The 18,051-nt window shown below is 59.0% G+C and carries 15 protein-coding genes; 6 read left to right on the forward strand and 9 right to left on the reverse strand.

Annotated features, from left to right (window positions below; genetic code table 11):
- Positions 1-3: 3 nt before the first annotated feature.
- The 3 genes from gcvT to sucB form a co-directional block, all read right to left on the reverse strand.
- Positions 4-1,077 carry a glycine cleavage system aminomethyltransferase GcvT gene (gcvT, locus tag CKALI_RS03915; RefSeq protein WP_156192055.1) on the reverse strand — a complete coding sequence of 358 codons (1,074 nt, stop codon included), beginning with the start codon at positions 1,075-1,077 and terminating at the stop codon, positions 4-6.
- Positions 1,077-3,926, reverse strand: a complete 2,850-nt coding sequence (gene gcvP, locus CKALI_RS03920; protein WP_156192056.1) for an aminomethyl-transferring glycine dehydrogenase — start codon at positions 3,924-3,926, stop codon at positions 1,077-1,079. Before gcvP ends, gcvT begins: the two co-directional genes overlap by 1 nt.
- Before the next feature lie 199 nt (positions 3,927-4,125).
- Entirely contained in the window at positions 4,126-6,156 is a 2,031-nt protein-coding gene (sucB, locus tag CKALI_RS03925) for a 2-oxoglutarate dehydrogenase, E2 component, dihydrolipoamide succinyltransferase (protein WP_156192057.1), read from the reverse strand.
- 128 nt (positions 6,157-6,284) lie between these two features.
- On the opposite strand from sucB, the gene CKALI_RS03930 reads away from it, so the two are divergent.
- A complete protein-coding gene (locus tag CKALI_RS03930; RefSeq protein WP_156192058.1) occupies positions 6,285-6,674 on the forward strand; it encodes an oxidoreductase in 390 nt (129 codons plus the stop codon).
- Between the two features lie 3 nt (positions 6,675-6,677).
- Here the strand turns inward: CKALI_RS03930 and CKALI_RS03935 are convergent, their stop codons facing one another.
- Complete coding sequence (locus tag CKALI_RS03935; protein WP_156192059.1) at positions 6,678-8,189, reverse strand: leucyl aminopeptidase; 1,512 nt, start codon at positions 8,187-8,189, stop codon at positions 6,678-6,680.
- 130 nt (positions 8,190-8,319) lie between these two features.
- Between CKALI_RS03935 and CKALI_RS03940 the strand changes: the two genes are divergently transcribed.
- Positions 8,320-9,426: a branched-chain amino acid aminotransferase gene (locus CKALI_RS03940; RefSeq protein WP_156192060.1), complete on the forward strand. Its 1,107-nt coding sequence runs from the start codon at positions 8,320-8,322 to the stop codon at positions 9,424-9,426.
- Positions 9,427-9,523: 97 nt separating this feature from the next.
- Here CKALI_RS03940 and CKALI_RS03945 read toward each other — a convergent pair whose 3' ends face one another.
- Genes CKALI_RS03945 through CKALI_RS03960 form a run of 4 tightly spaced genes read right to left on the reverse strand, consistent with a single transcriptional unit; the run spans position 9,524 to position 12,536 of the window.
- Positions 9,524-10,312, reverse strand: a complete 789-nt coding sequence (locus tag CKALI_RS03945; RefSeq protein WP_156192061.1) for an adenosylcobinamide-GDP ribazoletransferase — start codon at positions 10,310-10,312, stop codon at positions 9,524-9,526.
- Positions 10,313-11,353 (reverse strand): nicotinate-nucleotide--dimethylbenzimidazole phosphoribosyltransferase, encoded by a 1,041-nt coding sequence (gene cobT / locus CKALI_RS03950; RefSeq protein WP_156193649.1) that lies wholly within the window; start codon positions 11,351-11,353, stop codon positions 10,313-10,315.
- Positions 11,354-11,381: 28 nt separating this feature from the next.
- Positions 11,382-11,909 carry a bifunctional adenosylcobinamide kinase/adenosylcobinamide-phosphate guanylyltransferase gene (gene cobU, locus CKALI_RS03955; protein ID WP_156192062.1) on the reverse strand — a complete coding sequence of 176 codons (528 nt, stop codon included), beginning with the start codon at positions 11,907-11,909 and terminating at the stop codon, positions 11,382-11,384.
- Positions 11,910-12,536 carry a DUF3043 domain-containing protein gene (locus CKALI_RS03960; protein WP_231580527.1) on the reverse strand — a complete coding sequence of 209 codons (627 nt, stop codon included), beginning with the start codon at positions 12,534-12,536 and terminating at the stop codon, positions 11,910-11,912.
- Between the two features lie 133 nt (positions 12,537-12,669).
- Between CKALI_RS03960 and CKALI_RS03965 the strand changes: the two genes are divergently transcribed.
- On the forward strand, positions 12,670-13,014 hold the full coding sequence (locus CKALI_RS03965) for a HesB/IscA family protein (protein WP_156192064.1): 345 nt from the start codon (positions 12,670-12,672) through the stop codon (positions 13,012-13,014).
- A 134-nt stretch (positions 13,015-13,148) separates the two neighbouring features.
- Here CKALI_RS03965 and asnB read toward each other — a convergent pair whose 3' ends face one another.
- The gene (asnB, locus tag CKALI_RS03970; RefSeq protein WP_156192065.1) at positions 13,149-15,065 is read right to left on the reverse strand and encodes an asparagine synthase (glutamine-hydrolyzing); all 1,917 of its coding nucleotides are present in this window, start codon (positions 15,063-15,065) and stop codon (positions 13,149-13,151) included.
- 362 nt (positions 15,066-15,427) lie between these two features.
- Here asnB and ctaC point away from each other — a divergent pair, with 362 nt between their 5' ends.
- From ctaC to ctaE, 3 genes are all read left to right on the forward strand, one after another.
- Positions 15,428-16,537 carry an aa3-type cytochrome oxidase subunit II gene (ctaC, locus tag CKALI_RS03975; protein WP_156192066.1) on the forward strand — a complete coding sequence of 370 codons (1,110 nt, stop codon included), beginning with the start codon at positions 15,428-15,430 and terminating at the stop codon, positions 16,535-16,537.
- 21 nt (positions 16,538-16,558) lie between these two features.
- Complete coding sequence (gene ctaF / locus CKALI_RS03980) at positions 16,559-16,990, forward strand: aa3-type cytochrome oxidase subunit IV (RefSeq protein ID WP_156192067.1); 432 nt, start codon at positions 16,559-16,561, stop codon at positions 16,988-16,990.
- Positions 16,991-17,391: 401 nt separating this feature from the next.
- On the forward strand, positions 17,392-18,006 hold the full coding sequence (gene ctaE / locus CKALI_RS03985) for an aa3-type cytochrome oxidase subunit III (protein WP_156192068.1): 615 nt from the start codon (positions 17,392-17,394) through the stop codon (positions 18,004-18,006).
- Positions 18,007-18,051: the final 45 nt, after the last annotated feature.

The following is an 18,051-nucleotide window of genomic DNA, read 5'->3' on the forward strand; positions in this document are numbered from 1 at the left end:
GTCCTAGTCCTTTGGTCGCTGGTAAAACGGGAGTTTGACAACAGTGTACGTGTGGCGCTTGCCGCGGATATCGGCATCGAGAATGTTGCCCTCAATGGCAAATTCCGCGTCTACGTAGGCCAAGGCGATGGGGTAACCCAGCGTCGGGGAAAGCTGACCTGAGGTCACCTCGCCGACGGTGTCCCCGATCGGAGTGAGGATCTGGGAGCCGGCGCGGGCCGCGCGACGACCCTCGCCCTTGAGCCCCACAAGTGCGCGTGGCGGGGTGTAGTCCGCCAGCAATGCCTCCGAGCCGACGAACGGCTCGGTTTTCTTCTTCGACACCAACACTCCGAGACCGGCGTCGACAGGGCGCAGATCGACAGTGAGCTCGTGGCCGTAGAGAGGCATGCCAGCCTCTAAGCGCAGGGAGTCGCGGGAGGCGAGGCCGCAAGGCAGCAGGTCGACGGCGGAACCGGCGTCGATAAGCGCCTGCCACAGGGACGTGGCCCCAGCTGCGGGGATGAAGAGCTCGAAGCCATCTTCGCCGGTGTAGCCGGTGCGGGCGAGCAGCACGTCGTGGCCGAGGATCGTGGCGGGAGCGGCGGAATAGTACTTCAGCTGCGGGATATCGCCGAGCAGTTCCGCGGCGCGAGGGCCCTGGACGGCAATGAGGGCGGTGTCGGCGGACTCATCGGTGACCGTCACATCGAAGCCCTCGGAGCGCTCGGCGAGGAGCTGCGCGACGGTTGCCGCGTTGCCCGCGTTCGGGACAACAAGGAATTCTTCCTCGCCGAGGCGGTAGACAATGAGGTCGTCGATGATGCCACCCCGTTCGTTCACGATCATGGTGTACTTCGCCCGGCCCACCTCAACAGCGGACAGCTGCGAAATGAGGGCATAGTCCAGGAATCGACCGGACTCCGGGCCCATGACCCGAACCTCACCCATATGGGACAGGTCAAACAAGCCGGCGCAGGTGCGGACAGCGCGGTGCTCCTCCAGCTCGTTGCCGTAGCGCAGGGGCATCTGCCAGCCACCGAAATCGGTGAACATGGCGCCTAACTTCTCGTGCTCAGCGTGTAGTGGACTGTGCATTAAATATCTCCTTCGATCGGAGGGCAAGAACACATAAGATTGCGGTCGCCGTAAGCCTCGTTGATGCGACGCACGGCAGGGTAGTACTTCGTGCGCTGCAAACCAGCGACCGGGAATGCGGCCTGCTGGCGGGTGAATGCGAACGGCCACTCATCTGCGCCGACGGTGGCTGCGGTAAACGGTGCATGGGCCAGGACGGAATCCTCGTACGCGATGCTCCCGTCGATGATTTCCTGGATCTCCGCATGGATGGACTTCATCGCCTCGATGAAGCGGTCAAGCTCACCCAGGTCCTCGGACTCGGTGGGCTCCACCATGAGCGTACCGGCCACCGGGAAGGACAAGGTCGGCGCGTGAAAACCGTAATCAACCAGGCGCTTTGCGACGTCCGTCGCCGTCACGCCGGATTTCTTGGTCAGCTCCCGCAGATCAAGAATGCATTCATGCGCTACCAGGCCATTCTCACCGGTGTAGAGGGTCGGGAAGTGATCTTTAAGCTCATGAGAGATGTAGTTGGCATTGACGATCGCCATTTCCGTGGCTGCGCGTAGTCCTTCCGAGCCCATCATTGCGATGTAGGCCCATGGGATGGGCAGCACGCCCGCAGAACCGTGAACGGTGCCAGCTACCGGAATACCGGTACCAGTGGCAACCGGTTGGGTTGGGTCTACCTCGCGAGCATCGCCTGGCAGGAACGGGACGAGGTGCTCGGCCACGCAAACCGGGCCGACGCCCGGGCCACCGCCGCCGTGCGGAATAGTGAATGTTTTGTGCAGGTTCAGGTGGGAGACATCGCCGCCGAAATCGCCAGGACCGGCGATTCCAGTGAGTGCGTTCATGTTGGCACCGTCGATGTACACCTGGCCACCGGCATCGTGTACCTTCTTGCACACCTTGCGCACAGTGTCTTCGAACACGCCGTGGGTGGATGGGTAGGTGATCATGATGCCAGCAATGTGTTCGCCATGCTGCGAAATCTTGGCATCTAAATCAGCGATGTCGATGGAGCCATCCGGCGCGGTAGCCACTACCACGACCCGCAAGTTGGCCAAGGTGGCAGACGCAGCATTCGTGCCATGCGCCGACTGCGGGATGAGTACGATATCGCGCCCCTCATCGCCATGAGCCACGTGGTAGCGACGGATAGCCAGCAAGCCGGCCAGCTCGCCCATCGCGCCACTCGGTGGCTGTACGGACACCTTGGCGTAGCCGGTGAGGTGCGCCAGCCACTGCTCGAGCTCTGCAATGAGCTCTTGCCAACCCTTCGTGTCCGACTCAGGAGCGTAAGGGTGGATGTTGGCGAAACCGGGGTAGGAAATAGCTTCCATGCCAGCCGTTGGGTTGAGCTTCATCGTGCAAGAACCCAACGGAATCATCGTTCGATCCAGGGCCAAGTCGCGGTCACCGAGCATGCGGATGTAGCGCATCATCTGGGTTTCGGAGTGCGCGAAATTGAACGTCGGGTGGCTGAGCAGATCTCCGGAGCGGGTGAAACCTCGCAATACCGCGTCATCCGGCTCGGGGAGCTCGCCGGAGGCATCGAAGAAGCTGGCCAGTACGGGTACGTCAGCGATAGTGGCGGATTCACCGAAGGAGACGGAGACTTTGTCCTCGCCAATCGCGCGGATCAGATAGCCCGCCGCTGCGGCCTTGCGCACTACTGCTTCGGCATCTGCGACAGTGGCGGTAACGGTGTCAAAGAAATGCTCGTGAAGGATGTTAACCCCACTCGTGCGCAGCAGGCCGGCAAACTGATTAGCCAGGTTGTGCACGCGGGTAGCGATGCTACACAGCCCGGCTGGGCCGTGGTAGACCGCATACATCGAGGCTGTGACCGCGAGGAGGGCCTGCGCGGTACAGATGTTGGAGGTCGCCTTTTCTCGGCGAATGTGTTGTTCGCGAGTTTGGAGCGCGAGGCGGTATGCCGGATGACCATCCTCATCAATCGACACACCCACCAATCGGCCCGGCATTTGGCGCTTGATCTTGTCAGTGACAGACATGTAGGCGGCGTGCGGTCCGCCGAAGAACAAGGGGACACCGAAGCGCTGGGTGGAGCCGACCGCGATATCGGCACCGAGCTCGCCAGGAGACTTGAGGACAACCAGCCCGAGGATGTCGGCGACAACGGTGGCTAGTCCACCGCGGGAGTGAATACCTTCGATGACGTCCGTCGGGTCACACACGTCGCCCTCGGTGCCTGGGTAGGCCAGGACGATACCGACGAGATCCTCGCCAACTAGGCCTTCTGATAGGTCCGCGATTTCCACTTCCAGATCAATGGCGCGGGCACGCTCTGCGGCCACCGCGAGAACCTGTGGGTGGAGCCGAGAATCCAGCACCACTCGACGCCCCTTCTTCACCACGCGACTCATCAAACCGACGGCTTCGGCCGTGGCTGTTGCCTCGTCGAGGAGAGACGCGTTGGCAACTGGCAAGCCAGTGAGGTCAGAAACCATCGTCTGGAAGTTGAGCAACGCTTCAAGTCGGCCCTGCGAAATTTCCGGTTGGTAGGGCGTGTAAGCGGTATACCAACCAGCATCTTCGAGCACACCGCGACGGATCACAGGCGGAGTGATGGTGTCGTTGTAGCCCTGCCCGTAGAACACGCGCTTTTGTACGTTCTTCGCTGCCAACTCCTGGAGGCGCGTTTGGACCTCAAATTCGGAAAGTGGTTCCGGGAGCTGCGGGGCATGTTCGAAAGCAAGCCCATGGGGGAGAGCTGCGGCAGCGAGTTCGCCGATGGTGGAGTAGCCCAGCGCATTCAGCATGGTTTTCTGCTCCACACTGTTGGGCCCGAGGTGACGGTCCACGAAAGCGGGCGCGGTCCAGTCGGATGTTGTTGACATTCCAACTCCTAACGGGGGTTCAAACGGATCTGAAATTGCTTATAAGTCCCACTGTATATGCGTTTGAGGACACCCGGTGAGGGATTTCTGGCACAGTTTTCTTCGATTTGTTGGTGTGGCGATGGTCGTCGAAAAGCCACAGGCAGCACGAAACCCCGCCTCCCAAGAAATCGGGAAGCGGGGTTCGGTTCGGAGTGACTTACAAGCCGAGGTCGGCGGTGAAGTCGATGTTCTCCAGGCGGTCACGGACGGTGGTCATGAAGCGACCTGCGTCTGCGCCGTCGATCAGCTGGTGATCGTACGTCAGCGGCAGGAAGACCATCTGGCGGATCGCGATAGCGTCGCTGCCATCCTCGGTGGTGACAACCGGGCGCTTAACGATGGCGCCGGTGCCGATCATTGCGGCCTGTGGTGGAACCAGGATTGGGGTGTCAGACAGTGCGCCCTCAGAGCCAATGTTGGTGATGGTGAAGGTGCCACCCATCAGATCATTTGGCTTGAGCTTGCTATTGCGGGCGCGGTCAGCGATATCCACGATGGCCTTAGCCAACTCTGGCAGGCTCATGTCCTGTGCGTTGTGGATGACAGGGGAGAGCAGACCAGCTGGAGTGTCGACGGCGATACCCAAGTTCACAGTTGGGTGGTAGGTGATTTCCTTGGTCTTGGCGTTGTAAGACGCGTTGACGTTCGGGTGGGACACCAGAGCCTCGACGACTGCCTTAGCAAAGAATGGCAGGTAGGTCAGGTTCAGGCCGTGCTTTTCCATGAAGGCTGGCTTGTTGGCCTTGCGCAGCTCGGCGACGCGGGTCATGTCGACCTCGTGCAGCTGGGTGAGCTGAGCAGCACCGTGCAGAGACTCGAGGGTCTTCACAGCGGTGATTTCGCGGATGCGGTTGACGCGCACGGTGGTGCCACGCAGCTTGGCCTTCTCTGGATCCACGGACTTGGTGGATACGTTGGCCTTAGGAGCCTCGGCAGCGGCGGCTGGGGCTTCGCCCTGGCCAGCGGCAGCGAGAACGTCCTGCTTGCGGATGCGGCCACCAACACCGGTGCCCTCAACCTTGGACAGGTCAACGCCGTGCTTGTCAGCCAGCTTGCGGACCAGTGGGGTCACGTAAGGAGCGTCGGAGTTGTCGACCTTAGGAGCCTCAACCTTGGCAGCGACCTCTTCCTTAGGGGCCTCGACCTTGGCAGCAACTTCCTGCTTTGGCTCTTCCTTCTTTGGCTCAGCCTTAGGTGCTTCTTCCTTGGCTTCCGTCTTCTCGGCTGGAGCTGCTGGTGCGGAGCCGTCGCCGATGCGGACGATGACTTCGCCGACGTCAACGGTGTCGTCTTCCTGGAAGAGGATTTCGACGATGGTGCCTGCTACTGGGGAAGGTACTTCGGTGTCGACCTTGTCGGTGGAGACCTCGAGCAGTGGTTCGTCGGCTTCGACCTTGTCGCCGACGGACTTGAGCCAGCGGGTGATGGTGCCTTCGGTGACGGATTCGCCGAGTTCTGGCATCTTCACGTCGGTGGTGTCGCCGGAACCGGAACCGGCAGCAGGAGCAGCCTCTTCGACGGTGGCGTTGTCTTCCTTGGTCTCAGCTTCCTTGATGGCGGCCTCGGAAGGAACTTCTTCCTTGGCTTCCGTCTGCTGACCTGCAGCGGCAGCTGCAGCGTCGCCGATGCGGACGATGACTTCGCCGACGTCAACGGTGTCGTCTTCCTGGAAGAGGATTTCGACGATGGTGCCTGCTACTGGGGAAGGTACTTCGGTGTCGACCTTGTCGGTGGAGACCTCGAGCAGTGGCTCGTCGGCTTCGACCTTGTCGCCGACGGACTTGAGCCAGCGGGTGATGGTGCCTTCGGTGACGGACTCGCCGAGTTCTGGCATCTTCACGTCGGTGGTGTCGCCGGAACCGGAAGCAGCAGGAGCAGCATCTTCCTTAGGGGCAGCTTCCTGTGGAGCTTCCTCCTTAGGAGCCTCAGCCTCAGGAGCTGCAGCTTCGCCTTCTTCGCCGATCTCAGCGATGATCTCGCCGACGTCAACGGTGTCGTCTTCCTCGAACATGACCTTGGTTAGCACGCCGGAAGCTGGGGCTGGAATCTCGGTGTCAACCTTGTCGGTAGATACTTCCAGCAATGGTTCGTCAGCAGTAACGGTGTCACCAACCTGCTTCAGCCAGCGGGTGATGGTGCCTTCGGTTACCGACTCACCGAGCTCGGGCATCTTGACAGAAAACGCCATTGTGCAGGACTCCTCAACGTTTGATTCTAAAAACGATATTGATACTTATGTAGCGTACCGTTTCCAGCTTAGGCGTGTGGTGCATAGGTTGTGTCCTTTCAGAAAAAGACCACCTACAATGATGTTTTGTGTTCAACCTATTCGGCTCTAGAAAATCGAAGCCAGGCATCAAACCGCCCCGCGCGCCTGGCGACACGATCCGCGCTGAAGACCTGAACTACCTCAAGGAATGGGTAGTTGGGCGCGCGCTGGTGGAGGGGTTTGTCGAGCCGGAAACTCTGGTCAACGAGATGAGCGTGGTGCTTGTCGACGCCACCGGTGACTTCACCCGTCGCCGAATCGGAGGCCCCAAAGGGGTGGACGTCATTGCCCGCGCATTAGATATCCCCATCTACGACGTCGAAGAGACCGGCTACCCCCAGCGCATGCGCGAGCGCATCGAACGCGATCGCCTGATGCGCAAGCGCCAAGAACAGCAAGAACGCCGCGCTAAATTTGAGCGCGGCGAGCTTCCCTAAACATTAGTCCTGGGCAGGGAACTGGCCCTCAGCAAGCGACTCCAGTACGGCAACAACGGTGCGTACCGGCGCACCGGTGCCACGCTTGGACACATAACCGTAAGCCCCGGCGGTGTTGTAGGCAGGGCCAGCGATGTCCATGTGGACCCACTGGATGTCCTCGCCCACGAACTGTGACAGGTAGTAGCCAGCCTGCATCATGCCGCCGAAGCGGGTCTTACCAATGTTGCGCAGATCGGCGACGTCAGAGGTCATCTCCTCTTTCAGCTCCTCGATGAACGGCATGGCCCACGCAGGTTCACCCACGGTGCGCCCGACCTCGGCAACATGATCGCGGAAGTCATCCGAGCCCATCACGCCGGAAGTGCGGCCACCCAGGGCGACGAGCTGAGCGCCGGTGAGCGTCGCCATTTCGATGAGGAAATCTGGCTTGTCCTCGGATGCGCGGACGATGGCGTCGGCAAGCACGAGGCGTCCCTCAGCGTCCGTGTTGAGGATTTCGGAGGTTTTTCCGCCGTAGTGGGTGATGACATCGCCAGGACGGTAGGACTCGCCGTCTGGCATGTTCTCCGCCATTGGGATTGTCGCGGTGACGTTGACCTTGAGGCCGAGGCGGGCGGCGGCAATGGTGGCGGCGATCGCGGCTGCGGAACCGCCCATATCCGAGATCATGTCGTCCATCTTGGCGCCTGGCTTCAGGGAAATTCCGCCGGTGTCGAAAGTGATGCCCTTGCCGACGAGAGCCACGGAAGGGGCAGACTTCTTGGACTGGTAGCTCAGCCGCAGCAGGCGAGGCTTGCGAGCCGAACCGCCGCCGACTGCCAGCAGCCCACCGAACTTGCCCTTGGCTAGTGCCTTTTCATCGAGAATTTCAGCTTCAATGCCAAACTCTTCCGCGAGGGACGCGATGAAGTCGGCGTACACCTCCGGGTACAAGTGAGAGGACGCGGTATTGACCAGGTTGCGGGCCAGAACAACGGAATCGACCAGGATTTGAGCCGACTCGAGCTCATCCTTCTTGTCGGAGACAAATACGATTTCCTTAACAGGGGCCTTGGCGCCGTCAAGCTTTGCCGTCTTCTGGCCACGGTAGGTGTACGCGCCGAGGGCGGCGCCGACGATGGCGTCGTGAAGCCCGAAAATGCCCAAGGTGCTGGCTACCTTGCCAAAACCCTTGAGCGCGCGGGCAGACACGCCGGCGCTGCGACGCAGGGTCTCGGCGTCGAAGTCTTCGGAATCGCCCAGGCCAACAGCGATGATCACGGGAACTTCAGAACCGGCGATGCCAGCGAGCTTGGTCACTTCCTGGGCTGCGCCTGTCGCTCCCAGCGTGGTGAGAGCTTCCAGCACCGCAACCTCACCCTTGGAACCCAACACACCGGTCGCGGCGATTTCTGGGCCGTCCTCGCCCTGGAAGACTGGGATGACAATCGCTTCGGTCTTCTTTGGAAGCTTGGCGGAAACGCTGAGCTTGGGGACGATACCCTCGGCAGGTAGGGATGGCTTTTTTGGCACGGAACTACTCCTCCAACATCTCGAACAATACGACTGCTCTCAAGGGTACGTGACACCTCAAATTCGGGTGCCGACGGATCGTTCGACAATTTTGAGACACTTTTCTCAAAAACGGGTGTAGGTTAGTTGCATGAGTCCACTGAACTTCCGAATTGAAAAGACAACCACTCCAACACCCGCGGAGACCCTCGAGCAGATTCTGGCGAACCCAGGATTCGGCAAGACCTTTACTGACCACATGGTCACCATCGACTGGAATGAAGAGCAGGGCTGGCACAATGCCGTGCTTGCGCCATACGCACCCATCCCTATGGATCCAGCCACCACTGTTTTCCACTACGGCCAGGCCATTTTCGAAGGCCTCAAGGCCTACCGCCAGCCGGATGGCTCCATCGCCACGTTCCGTCCCGAAGCAAATGCCAAGCGTATGCAGGATTCCGCACGCCGCATGGCCATGCCTGAACTCCCAGTTGAAGACTTCATCGAGGCTATTCGAGTTCTCGTCGACGCCGACCAAGCGTGGGTGCCAGCCGCCGGTGGCGAGGAAGCCCTCTACCTGCGCCCATTCATGATCTCTACCGAGGTCAGCCTGGGCGTTCACCCAGCGAATGCCTACAAGTTCATCATCATCGCCTCTCCAGCAGGTGCCTACTTCTCCGGTGGCATCAAGCCGGTCTCCGTATGGCTCTGCGAAGACTACGTCCGTGCTGCCCCAGGTGGCACCGGTGCAGCCAAGTTCGCCGGCAACTACGCAGCCTCGCTCCTCGCGCAGGCGCAAGCGGTAGAAAAGGGCTGCGACCAGGTGGTATGGCTCGACGCCATCGAGCACACCAACATTGAAGAGATGGGTGGCATGAACCTTGCCTTCGTCTACGGCACCGGCTCCGACGCTCGCCTGGTGACCCCTCGACTGTCCGGCTCATTGCTCCCAGGCATCACCCGCGATTCCCTGCTGCAGGTCGCAAGTGACCTCGGCATGGAGACTGAGGAGCGCATCGTCTCCAAGCAGGAATGGGAAGAAGTAGCCACCTCTGGCGAAATGTCCGAAGCATTTGCATGTGGCACCGCAGCAGTGATCACTCCGGTTGGCACTGTGAAGTCCAGCCATGGCGAGTTCCAGATCAACGGCGGCAAAACCGGCGAGATCACCATGAAGCTGCGCGAAACCCTCACCGGTATTCAGCGCGGTTCCGTGGAAGACAAGCACGGCTGGAAGCACACCCTGGTTTCTGCTTAAGGTTTTGTCTCACTTCCGCCCGGCCGCTTTGGCTGGGCGGATTTTTGTTTGGGGAGTGGGTGATTAGGGTATCCCCGATACTTCGGCGCACGATCAGCTAAACAGGAACCACTGCCAGCACAATCGCCGCGACGGCAATGGAGACTTCAATGAGCGCGCCGGTGGTGTCGCCGTTCAAGCCTGCGAAGCGCTTGTTGCAGTGCTTGGCAAAGACAACCGACGCGCTCGCGGCGACCGCCGCAGCAAGAAGCACCGCAAATGTGAAGTCCGATGCCACAAAGGCCAGCCCGCTGATCACGAGCAACCAAGTGAGAATCCACCACGTTTTGACTGTTCCGATGATGAGGCTGCCAAAGCCGGAAGGGGAGAAGGGCTGAAAGGACGTGTGGCAGCCGATCAGTGCACACGCTCGGCCAAGTAAGGGAAGGAACACCAGCGCTACCCAGCCCAACGTAGGAAGACTAGCCATGATGCCCGCCACCTGAGCCAAGAGAGTCAGTAGCACGGCGCCCATGCCCAGCGCCCCGGTGTAGCGGTCACCGAGGATCTCCTGGGCACGCTCGGCAGGAGCGTAAGAGCCGAGTGCATCGCCGACATCAGCGAGGCCGTCGATATGCATCATTCGGGAGCCCAGTTCCCACACCACCACTGCGAGTACCGCGATCACAAAGGGATGAGTGGGCAGGAGCGCGAGGGGCGCTGATAGGGCTCCTAGTGCGAGTCCAGCTACCGGCAAGGCCGCCATGGCGCGAGCGCCGGTGATGCGATCGAAGGAGTTGGCGCCCCGAAAGGGGAGGACCGTAAGCCAGCTGAGAGCCGTCGTCACGCCTTCTATCAGCGCGGGGCCGTGGGAACCGTCCCCTGAGGTACCAGCTTTTCCAGACATTTACTCGGCGGTGGAGACACCGGCGGAGTTGAAGGTTGCCATATGCGCCATGATGTCCACGGATGATTTCACCAGTGGCAACGCCGCCATGGCGCCGGAGCCCTCACCGAGGCGCATGCCGTACTCAAGCAGGGGCGTGAGCTCAAGGCTTTGCAGGGCGAACTTGTGGGCTGGCTCAGCTGACTGGTGGCCAGCAATCCACCAATTGCGGGCACCTGGGGCGAGACGCGTTGCCCACAGCGCCGCGGAGGTCACCACAACGCCGTCGAGGATCACCGGAGTGCGTCGGATGGATGCCTGCGCGAGGAAACCTGCCATCGCAGCCAGATCAGGGGAGGAAATCGCCTGGAGGACCCGGATTGGGTCGTCGCGGAAGGTGCGGACGCGGAACATGGCGTCGCGTACAACGGAGACCTTGCGCTTCCAGCCTTCGTCATCGATGCCCGTGCCACGACCGACCACAGCGACTGGCTCGGTGCGGGTGGCCACGCCAATCAAGGCGGCTGCCGGAGTGGTGTTACCGATGCCTAAGTCACCGGCCATGAGCAAATCAGCGCCGCCATCGACCTCTTGGTCGGCGATGCGCTTGCCAATCTCCAATGCGCGCAGCACTTCTTCTTCGGTCATGGCGTCTTCTAGGTGGATGGCGCCACAAGAGCGGGAAACGCGCTCGTCGCCCCAGGCGTCATGATCCAAGGAAATGTCAGCGACGCGCACGCTCGCACCCGCGGAGTCCGCGAGCACGGAAATCGCTGCCCCACCTGCAGTTATATTTGCAGCCATCTGGAGGGAGACCTCCGAAGGGTAGGCGGATACGCCGTGCTTGGCTACGCCATGATCGCCAGCAAAGATCACGATGCGCGGGCGCGTGATCGGCTTCGGTGGAACCTGCCCCTGGCACGCGGAGATGAACACGCCAACGTCCTCAAGACGACCGAGGGACCCAGCTGGCTTGGTCAGCGTGGTTTGGTAAGCCTCTGCCTCGCTACGGACGGCAGCGCTCGGCGTTTCCACGCGGGCAAAGATCTCAGCAGGCACCATCAAGGGACTCCTTGGACTTTAGATAAGGTTAATTGTCAGATTTCAAGGTTAGCGGTATCCCGGCGACCACGAGCACCACTTCATCAGCTACCTCGGCAACCTGCGCGTTCAGACGACCCAGTTCATCACGAAACAGCCGTCCAGCAGCAGATTCTGGGATCACGCCCATGCCCACTTCAGGGGTAACCGCGACGATCCGGGCGCTGCTTGCGGCCAATGCGGCAATGAGCTTATCGACGACCGGCTGCACGGCACCCCGCGGGCGCTCCCACGCCTCGCGTTCATCGATCACGTGGGTGAGCCAGGTGCCGAGGTCATCGATCAATATATTGCTGGCGTGAGGGGCGGTGAGGACGTCGACAAGCTCGGTGCGGTCCTCGGTGACCCACTGCGACGGCCGACGGTCTTGGTGGGCCTGGATGCGCGCGGCGAAGTCGTGATCGTCGGGCCACGGCCTCGCGGTGGCGACGTAGAGAACTTCAGCCCCTTCAGGGAAGAGGGCTTCGGCCCACGCAGATTTACCACTGCGCGCACCACCGAGAACCAGCGTGAGCATTTACTTCTTGACGTCTACGCGAGGGCGAGGGGTGCGCAGCTTGCGGAGCTGAGACGCGCGAGAGTATGCGTAGAAACCAAGGCCAAAGCCTGTTTCGGTGGTGTCCGGGAACTTCTCCCGTACGGCCTTGTTTGCGCGTCGGCCGATGAGGAAGCCTTCGATGAGGAAAGCGAGCATAACGACCATCGCGACCATGGAAAGGGTAGCTGCGATATCAGGGTAAGTCTGGCCAATGAACATGATGATCAGCAAGGCCAAGGCGACCGGCATGACCAATTCGCTAAAGAAGCGACGGGCATCGACCCAGTCACGAACAAAAGCCTTTACTGGGCCTTGGTCGCGAGGGAGGAGATAGCGTTCGTCACCGGCATCCATTGCCTCCTGACGAGCCCTGGCCTCACGGCCACGCTCTTCCCGCTGCTTCTTCTTGTACTCCTTGTACTCTGCCTTGGTCATCGACTCCTTGAGAGCCTTCTCACGCGCCTTTTCCTCGGCCCGCGTCAAGCCGACTGGAGCTGCGCCATGGCGGATACCTCGAGCACGCTCAACCTCATCGCGCTTCGGGGTCGGACGACCCTTCTTAGGCGTATAACCCTTAGGGAGCTGTTCATTGTCTGGACTAGTCACGACATACAGGCTACCTTGTGCTCTCTTGGAGGGAACAAACATGTCACGCCTTGCGTTGAAGGCTATGTGTACTCGGCGACAAAACAGAGTACGGTGGTTTCACAAAACTAGATTCGTTCCAAGGAGGAGCACCATGACTGCACCTGAGACCGCAACCGGAGTCGTCCTGACCGATGCCGCTGCTGTTAAAGCCAAGGCCCTGCTCGACCAGGAGGGACGCGACGATCTCTCCCTTCGTATTGCTGTTCAGCCTGGTGGCTGCGCTGGCCTGCGTTACCAGCTCTACTTCGATGATCGCGAGCTCGACGGCGATAAGTCCGACGTTATCGGCGGTGTCCGCCTCGTCGTGGACAAGATGAGCGTCCCTTACCTGTCCGGTGCCCGCATTGACTTCGCAGACACCATCGAGGCACAGGGTTTCACCATCGACAACCCAAACGCATCCGGCTCTTGCGCTTGTGGTGACTCTTTCAACTAAGCCGTAACAAGTGTAATCCCCGTGCCCTGAACATGAAGGGTGCGGGGATTTTTTAGACCTCAGTGTCGGATTTGGTTAAGCAGACTGACGGAAAACGGTGAATTCGTCGTTGTGCATAACCAAATCCGACAGGCCTACAACTGAACCGGGTAGTCCTTCTCCTCGACCTTCGGATCGATGCGGCCCTCCATGAAGATGCCGTGCCACACCATGAAGGCGAGCACAGTCCAGAGGCGACGAGAGTGGTCGGAAACGCCGTCACGATGCTCATTCAGCATCTCGAGCACGGCCTTCTTGTCAAAGATCCGCTCGGTCTGAGACTCGTTGATGGTGTCCTGCGCCCAGCCGAAGAGTTCATCGCCGGCAAGCCAGTGGCGCATCGGCACGGGGAAGCCGAGCTTCTTGCGGTGCAGTACGTGCTCCGGCACGATGCCCTCCATCGCCTGACGCAGGGCGTACTTGGTGGTGCCGTGGGAGATCTTCAAGTCATGCGGGATTGATTCCGCGACATCGAAAACGACCTTGTCCAGGAACGGCACGCGCAGTTCCAGGGAGTTCGCCATCGTGATTTTGTCTGCCTTGACCAGGATGTCGCCGCGCATCCAGGTAAACAAATCTAGATGCTGCATACGAGCTACCGGATCCATGTCGCGAGACTTGGCGTAGATCGGTGCGGTGACGTCCTTGTGGTCCCATTCTGGCTTTGCCCATGGGATCACGCGCTGCAGCTGCTCGAAATTGAAGGAGCGCGCGTTGCCGTAGTAACGCTCTTCCATGGTCATCGAGCCACGCTGTAGCAGGGACTTGCCCTTGAGTCCGTCGGGGAGGACGTCGCCAAGCTTGCCCAAACCGCGACGCAGTGGGGCAGGGACCTTCTCAAACGGTGCGAGCGACAACGGCTCCTTGTAGATGGTGTATCCGCCGAACAGCTCATCGGCGCCCTCGCCAGAGAGAACGACCTTCACATGCTTGCGGGCCTCAGCTGCGACGAAGTACAGCGGAACCAAGGAAGGGTCGGCTACCGGGTCATCGAGGTACCACATGATCTTTGGAATCGCGTCGGCATATTCCTCAGGGGAGACCACCTTCACGATGTGCTCCGCATCAATGGCCGCAGCTGACTCCGCCGCCACGTCGATCTCCGAGTAACCTTCGCGCTCGAAGCCCGTGGTGAACGTCAGCAGATTCGGATTGTGGCGCTTTGCCAGAGCAGCGATGGCGGTCGAATCGATACCACCAGAAAGGAAAGAACCAACCGTGACGTCTGCGCGCATGTGCTTTTCGACGGAATCCTCCAACGCGTTGGCAATCCGCTTAAACAAGTCCTGCTCGTCCGTGACCTTCTTGGTCACAAACTTAGGCTCGAAATAGCGCTGGGCCACAACTTGGCCGCCGGGCTTAACGACGGCAAAGGAGCCGGACTCCAGTCGACGAACATCCGCGTGCAACGACTCCGGTTCAGGCACGTACTGAAGGTCGACGTAGTGCTCGATCGCACGCAGATCGAGATCGTTGCTCATTCCGATCTGCTCGGCCATGTCAAGAATGCACTTCTTCTCAGAGGAGAAGACCGTACCTACAGCGGTGGTTGTAAAGTACAGTGGCTTGATTCCGAATTGATCGCGGGCAAGGAATAGCGTGCGTTCTTTTCGGTCCCAAATGGCAATGCCAAACATGCCACGCAAGTGGTTGACTACATCGGTGCCCCAATGGTGATAGCCGACCACGATGGTCTCGCCGTCGCCTTCGGTATTAAAGCTGTAGCCGAGTGCTTGTAGTTCCTGGCGAAGCTCCACATAGTTGTAGATCTCGCCATTGAATGTCATGGCATAGCGGTCAGTATCACCCTCTGGCCCCCACTGAAGAGGCTGGTGGGAGTGGGCAATATCGATGATCGACAACCGATTGAATCCGAAGACGGCATCTTGGTCATGCCATGTGCCTGCATCGTCGGGGCCGCGATGGCGCATGCACGGAAGGGCATGGCGAATGGCCGAGTCGAAGTCCGCTGCATTGCCGGCGCTGGTCAGCATGCCGAGAAGGCCACACATAAGTAAATATTCCCCTTAAACAGTTGCTTGGGATTGTCGCGTTTCCTTTAACACTGCAACTCTACGGTCTTGAGGGGGAAAATTGCACCTAGGGCAGTGGGCGATTCTTCTATCAACCATTAGTAAACCCCCGTTGGGGGACGAACAAATGTGAATTGGGTCACCGAATGTCGGGTAAATGTGGCCAACTTGTGATGGGTAAGTGCTGTACAGCGACAATGCATTTTTGCAGGAGGGGGCTGGTCGGGTAACCCCATGCTGGCAATAAACATGGAATAAGTTCCAAAGTGCGATATTCTGCACAGTTAGGAATGGGAACTTATGTGTCCTTAGGTTTGTGTGGAACAGGAAGGTAGACACACGTGGAACAGCGAAACAAGCGCAGCTTTCAACGTAAAGCGCTGCTCACCGGCGTACTTGGCGCGGGAAGCCTCGCTCTTGCTGGTTGTGACGTAGCACCGCCAGAGAACGGTTTTTTCGACGCCCTACGCATGGGTTGGCCGAAGGGTATTACGCCTGAAGCTACCGCTATGGGCAACTTCTGGGTGTGGGTCTGGGTAACCGCATGGATCATCGGCATCATCATGTGGGGTCTCATGATCTGGACCATGGGTGCGTTTTCTGCAAAGAAGGCAGCAAAGGCTGGCAAGGATGAATTCCCTAAGCAGCTGCAGTACAACGTTCCTCTGGAGCTCGTGCTGACCATCATGCCGATCTTCATCGTCATGGCTCTGTTCTTCTTCACGGTTCCGACCCAGGATAAGGTCACCGCACTGGACAAGGATCCAAAGGTCACTGTCGATGTGACTGGCTACCAGTGGAACTGGAAGTTTGGTTACGCCAAGGTTGATGCCGATCTGTCTCCAACCGGATCCGAGTACCAGGGTGTGGACCAGGAGCGTCAGGCACAGGCTGAAAAGTCCAAGATTGACGAGGCCTACATGGAAGAGCACGGTGTTGGCGGCCCAATTCACGGCAAGTCCAAATCCGATGTTTCTTTCCTTCACTTCAACAAGATTGAAACCCTGGGTACCACGGACGAAGTTCCAGTACTGGTTCTTCCTTCCCAGACCCCAATCGAGTTCAATCTCGCCTCCGCTGACGTAGCTCACTCCTTCTGGGTGCCTGAGTTCCTGTTCAAGCGAGATGCGTTCCCTAACCCGGAGGCCAACAAGTCTCAGCGAGTCTTCCAGGTGGAAAAGATTGAAGAAGAGGGCGCATTCGTTGGTCGCTGTGCCGAGATGTGCGGCACTTACCACGCTATGATGAACTTCGAGATCCGCGTTGTTTCTCCAGAGAAGTTCAAGCAGTACATGGAATTCCGTAACCAGAATCCTCAGGCGCCTAACTCTGAAGCGCTGAAGACCATCGGCGAGGCACCTTACGCAACGTCTACCTCTCCATTCGTCTCCGGTCGCACCGCAACCCGCGACACCGAGAACACCGTCGACCTCAACGAAGCCGCAAAGTAAAGGGAAGAGGGTTAAAGAACAATGAAATCTAGCGCCAAGATTATGTACGGGTTGGCAACGTTCCTTTTGATCGTGACCACGATCTACTTCGTATCCACCGCGCATCTTGCTGACAACGGCAACATTCAGGGCATTGAGTGGGCAGGCGGCACGGGTCTCGTGCTTGCTACCGGTCTCTGCCTTATGCTCGGCGTCTACTTCCACTTCACTGAACGCCAAATGGATCTGCTCCCCGAAGACTGGGAGCAGGCGGAGATCGAAGACGGCACTGGTATGCTCGGCTTCTTTAGCCCTGGCTCTGTCTGGCCGGCTGTCATGTCTGGTTCCGTCGCTGTCCTCGGCTTCGGTATTGTCTACATGCACTACTGGCTGATCGCTTTCGGTGCAATGCTGCTGATCTGGTCTTCCACCATGCTGAACCTTCAGTACGGCATCCCGAAGGAAAAGCACTAAATAACCTTCCTTGAAAGCGGCCCACCTTTTCCGGTGGGCCGCTTTCATTTGTCCTGGTAGGTCCGAGTAAAGGGGGTCAACCCAAAGTTGTAATCGGTCAGTAAACTACAACGGTGCAATGTGAGATGAATCTCTAAAGGGAACTGCTCAAAAGTATGTGTGCTGTTTGAAACTTAGATAGAATAGGCCGAAGCTGGACTGTCTGGGGGGACAGGGAAGATGAATAGCCCAATGACCTGCGAAAACGCCGCGTCGGATGTTGTGTGGTGAAAGTTCCCGCGGGGGTAGAAGTTTTTTAAACAAAATGTTTGCCCAGTTCATGCGATCGAGCTCCCACAACTTTGTGAAATATCGGGGGGTTCAAAGTGACTTAGGCGACGAATACCGGCATACTAGAACGCGTGACGAGCGCAGTTGGAAATACAGGTATGGCAGCACCACAGCGTGTTGTGGCACTGAACCGACCAAATATGGTCAGTGTCGGCACGATTGTGTTCCTGTCTCAGGAATTGATGTTCTTTGCTGGTCTTTTCGCGATGTACTTTGTATCTCGCGCTAACGGCCAGGGAGAAGCGTGGGATTGGGGTACTGGACACCTCAATGTCCCTTACGCATTGGCAATCACCGTAATCTTGGTGTCGTCTTCTTTTACGGCCCAAGCAGGTGTCTTCGCAGCAGAACGCGGCGATGTGTTTAAGCTCCGTATGTGGTACGCGATCACCGTTCTTTTGGGATCGATCTTCCTCATCGGCCAGGCAAACGAATACATCACCTTGGTTCACCATGGACTGACGATTCAGAACTCCGTCTATGGTTCCGCGTTTTACATTACGACTGGCTTCCACGCCGCCCACGTCCTCGCTGGCGTGCTCGGTTTCGTGGTTGTCCTGCTTCGTATTGCGAAGTCTAAGTTCACCCCGGCTCAGGCAACCGCGGCAATGGCAGTGTCTTACTACTGGCACTTCGTTGACGTCGTCTGGATCGGCCTCTTTATCACCATTTACTTCATTCAGTAGGCCGTAACGGCCGATCAGTTCGGCCTACCGCCCTTCACTTTCCGC

Source organism: Corynebacterium kalinowskii (assembly GCF_009734385.1).
Lineage (GTDB): Bacteria > Actinomycetota > Actinomycetes > Mycobacteriales > Mycobacteriaceae > Corynebacterium > Corynebacterium kalinowskii.

Bases quoted from the DNA above. Each gene is read 5' to 3' on its own strand.
- asnB (WP_156192065.1), bottom strand. From the start codon at position 15,065: ATGTGTGGCCTTCTCGGCATGCTGACCAGCGCCGGCAATGCAGCGGAC.
- ctaF (WP_156192067.1), top strand. From the start codon at position 16,559: ATGAAATCTAGCGCCAAGATTATGTACGGGTTGGCAACGTTCCTTTTG.
- cobT (WP_156193649.1), bottom strand. From the start codon at position 11,353: ATGGTGCCTGCTGAGATCTTTGCCCGCGTGGAAACGCCGAGCGCTGCC.
- CKALI_RS03940 (WP_156192060.1), top strand. From the start codon at position 8,320: ATGAGTCCACTGAACTTCCGAATTGAAAAGACAACCACTCCAACACCC.
- gcvT (WP_156192055.1), bottom strand. From the start codon at position 1,077: ATGCACAGTCCACTACACGCTGAGCACGAGAAGTTAGGCGCCATGTTC.
- gcvP (WP_156192056.1), bottom strand. From the start codon at position 3,926: ATGTCAACAACATCCGACTGGACCGCGCCCGCTTTCGTGGACCGTCAC.
- cobU (WP_156192062.1), bottom strand. From the start codon at position 11,909: ATGCTCACGCTGGTTCTCGGTGGTGCGCGCAGTGGTAAATCTGCGTGG.
- CKALI_RS03965 (WP_156192064.1), top strand. From the start codon at position 12,670: ATGACTGCACCTGAGACCGCAACCGGAGTCGTCCTGACCGATGCCGCT.
- CKALI_RS03945 (WP_156192061.1), bottom strand. From the start codon at position 10,312: ATGTCTGGAAAAGCTGGTACCTCAGGGGACGGTTCCCACGGCCCCGCG.
- sucB (WP_156192057.1), bottom strand. From the start codon at position 6,156: ATGGCGTTTTCTGTCAAGATGCCCGAGCTCGGTGAGTCGGTAACCGAA.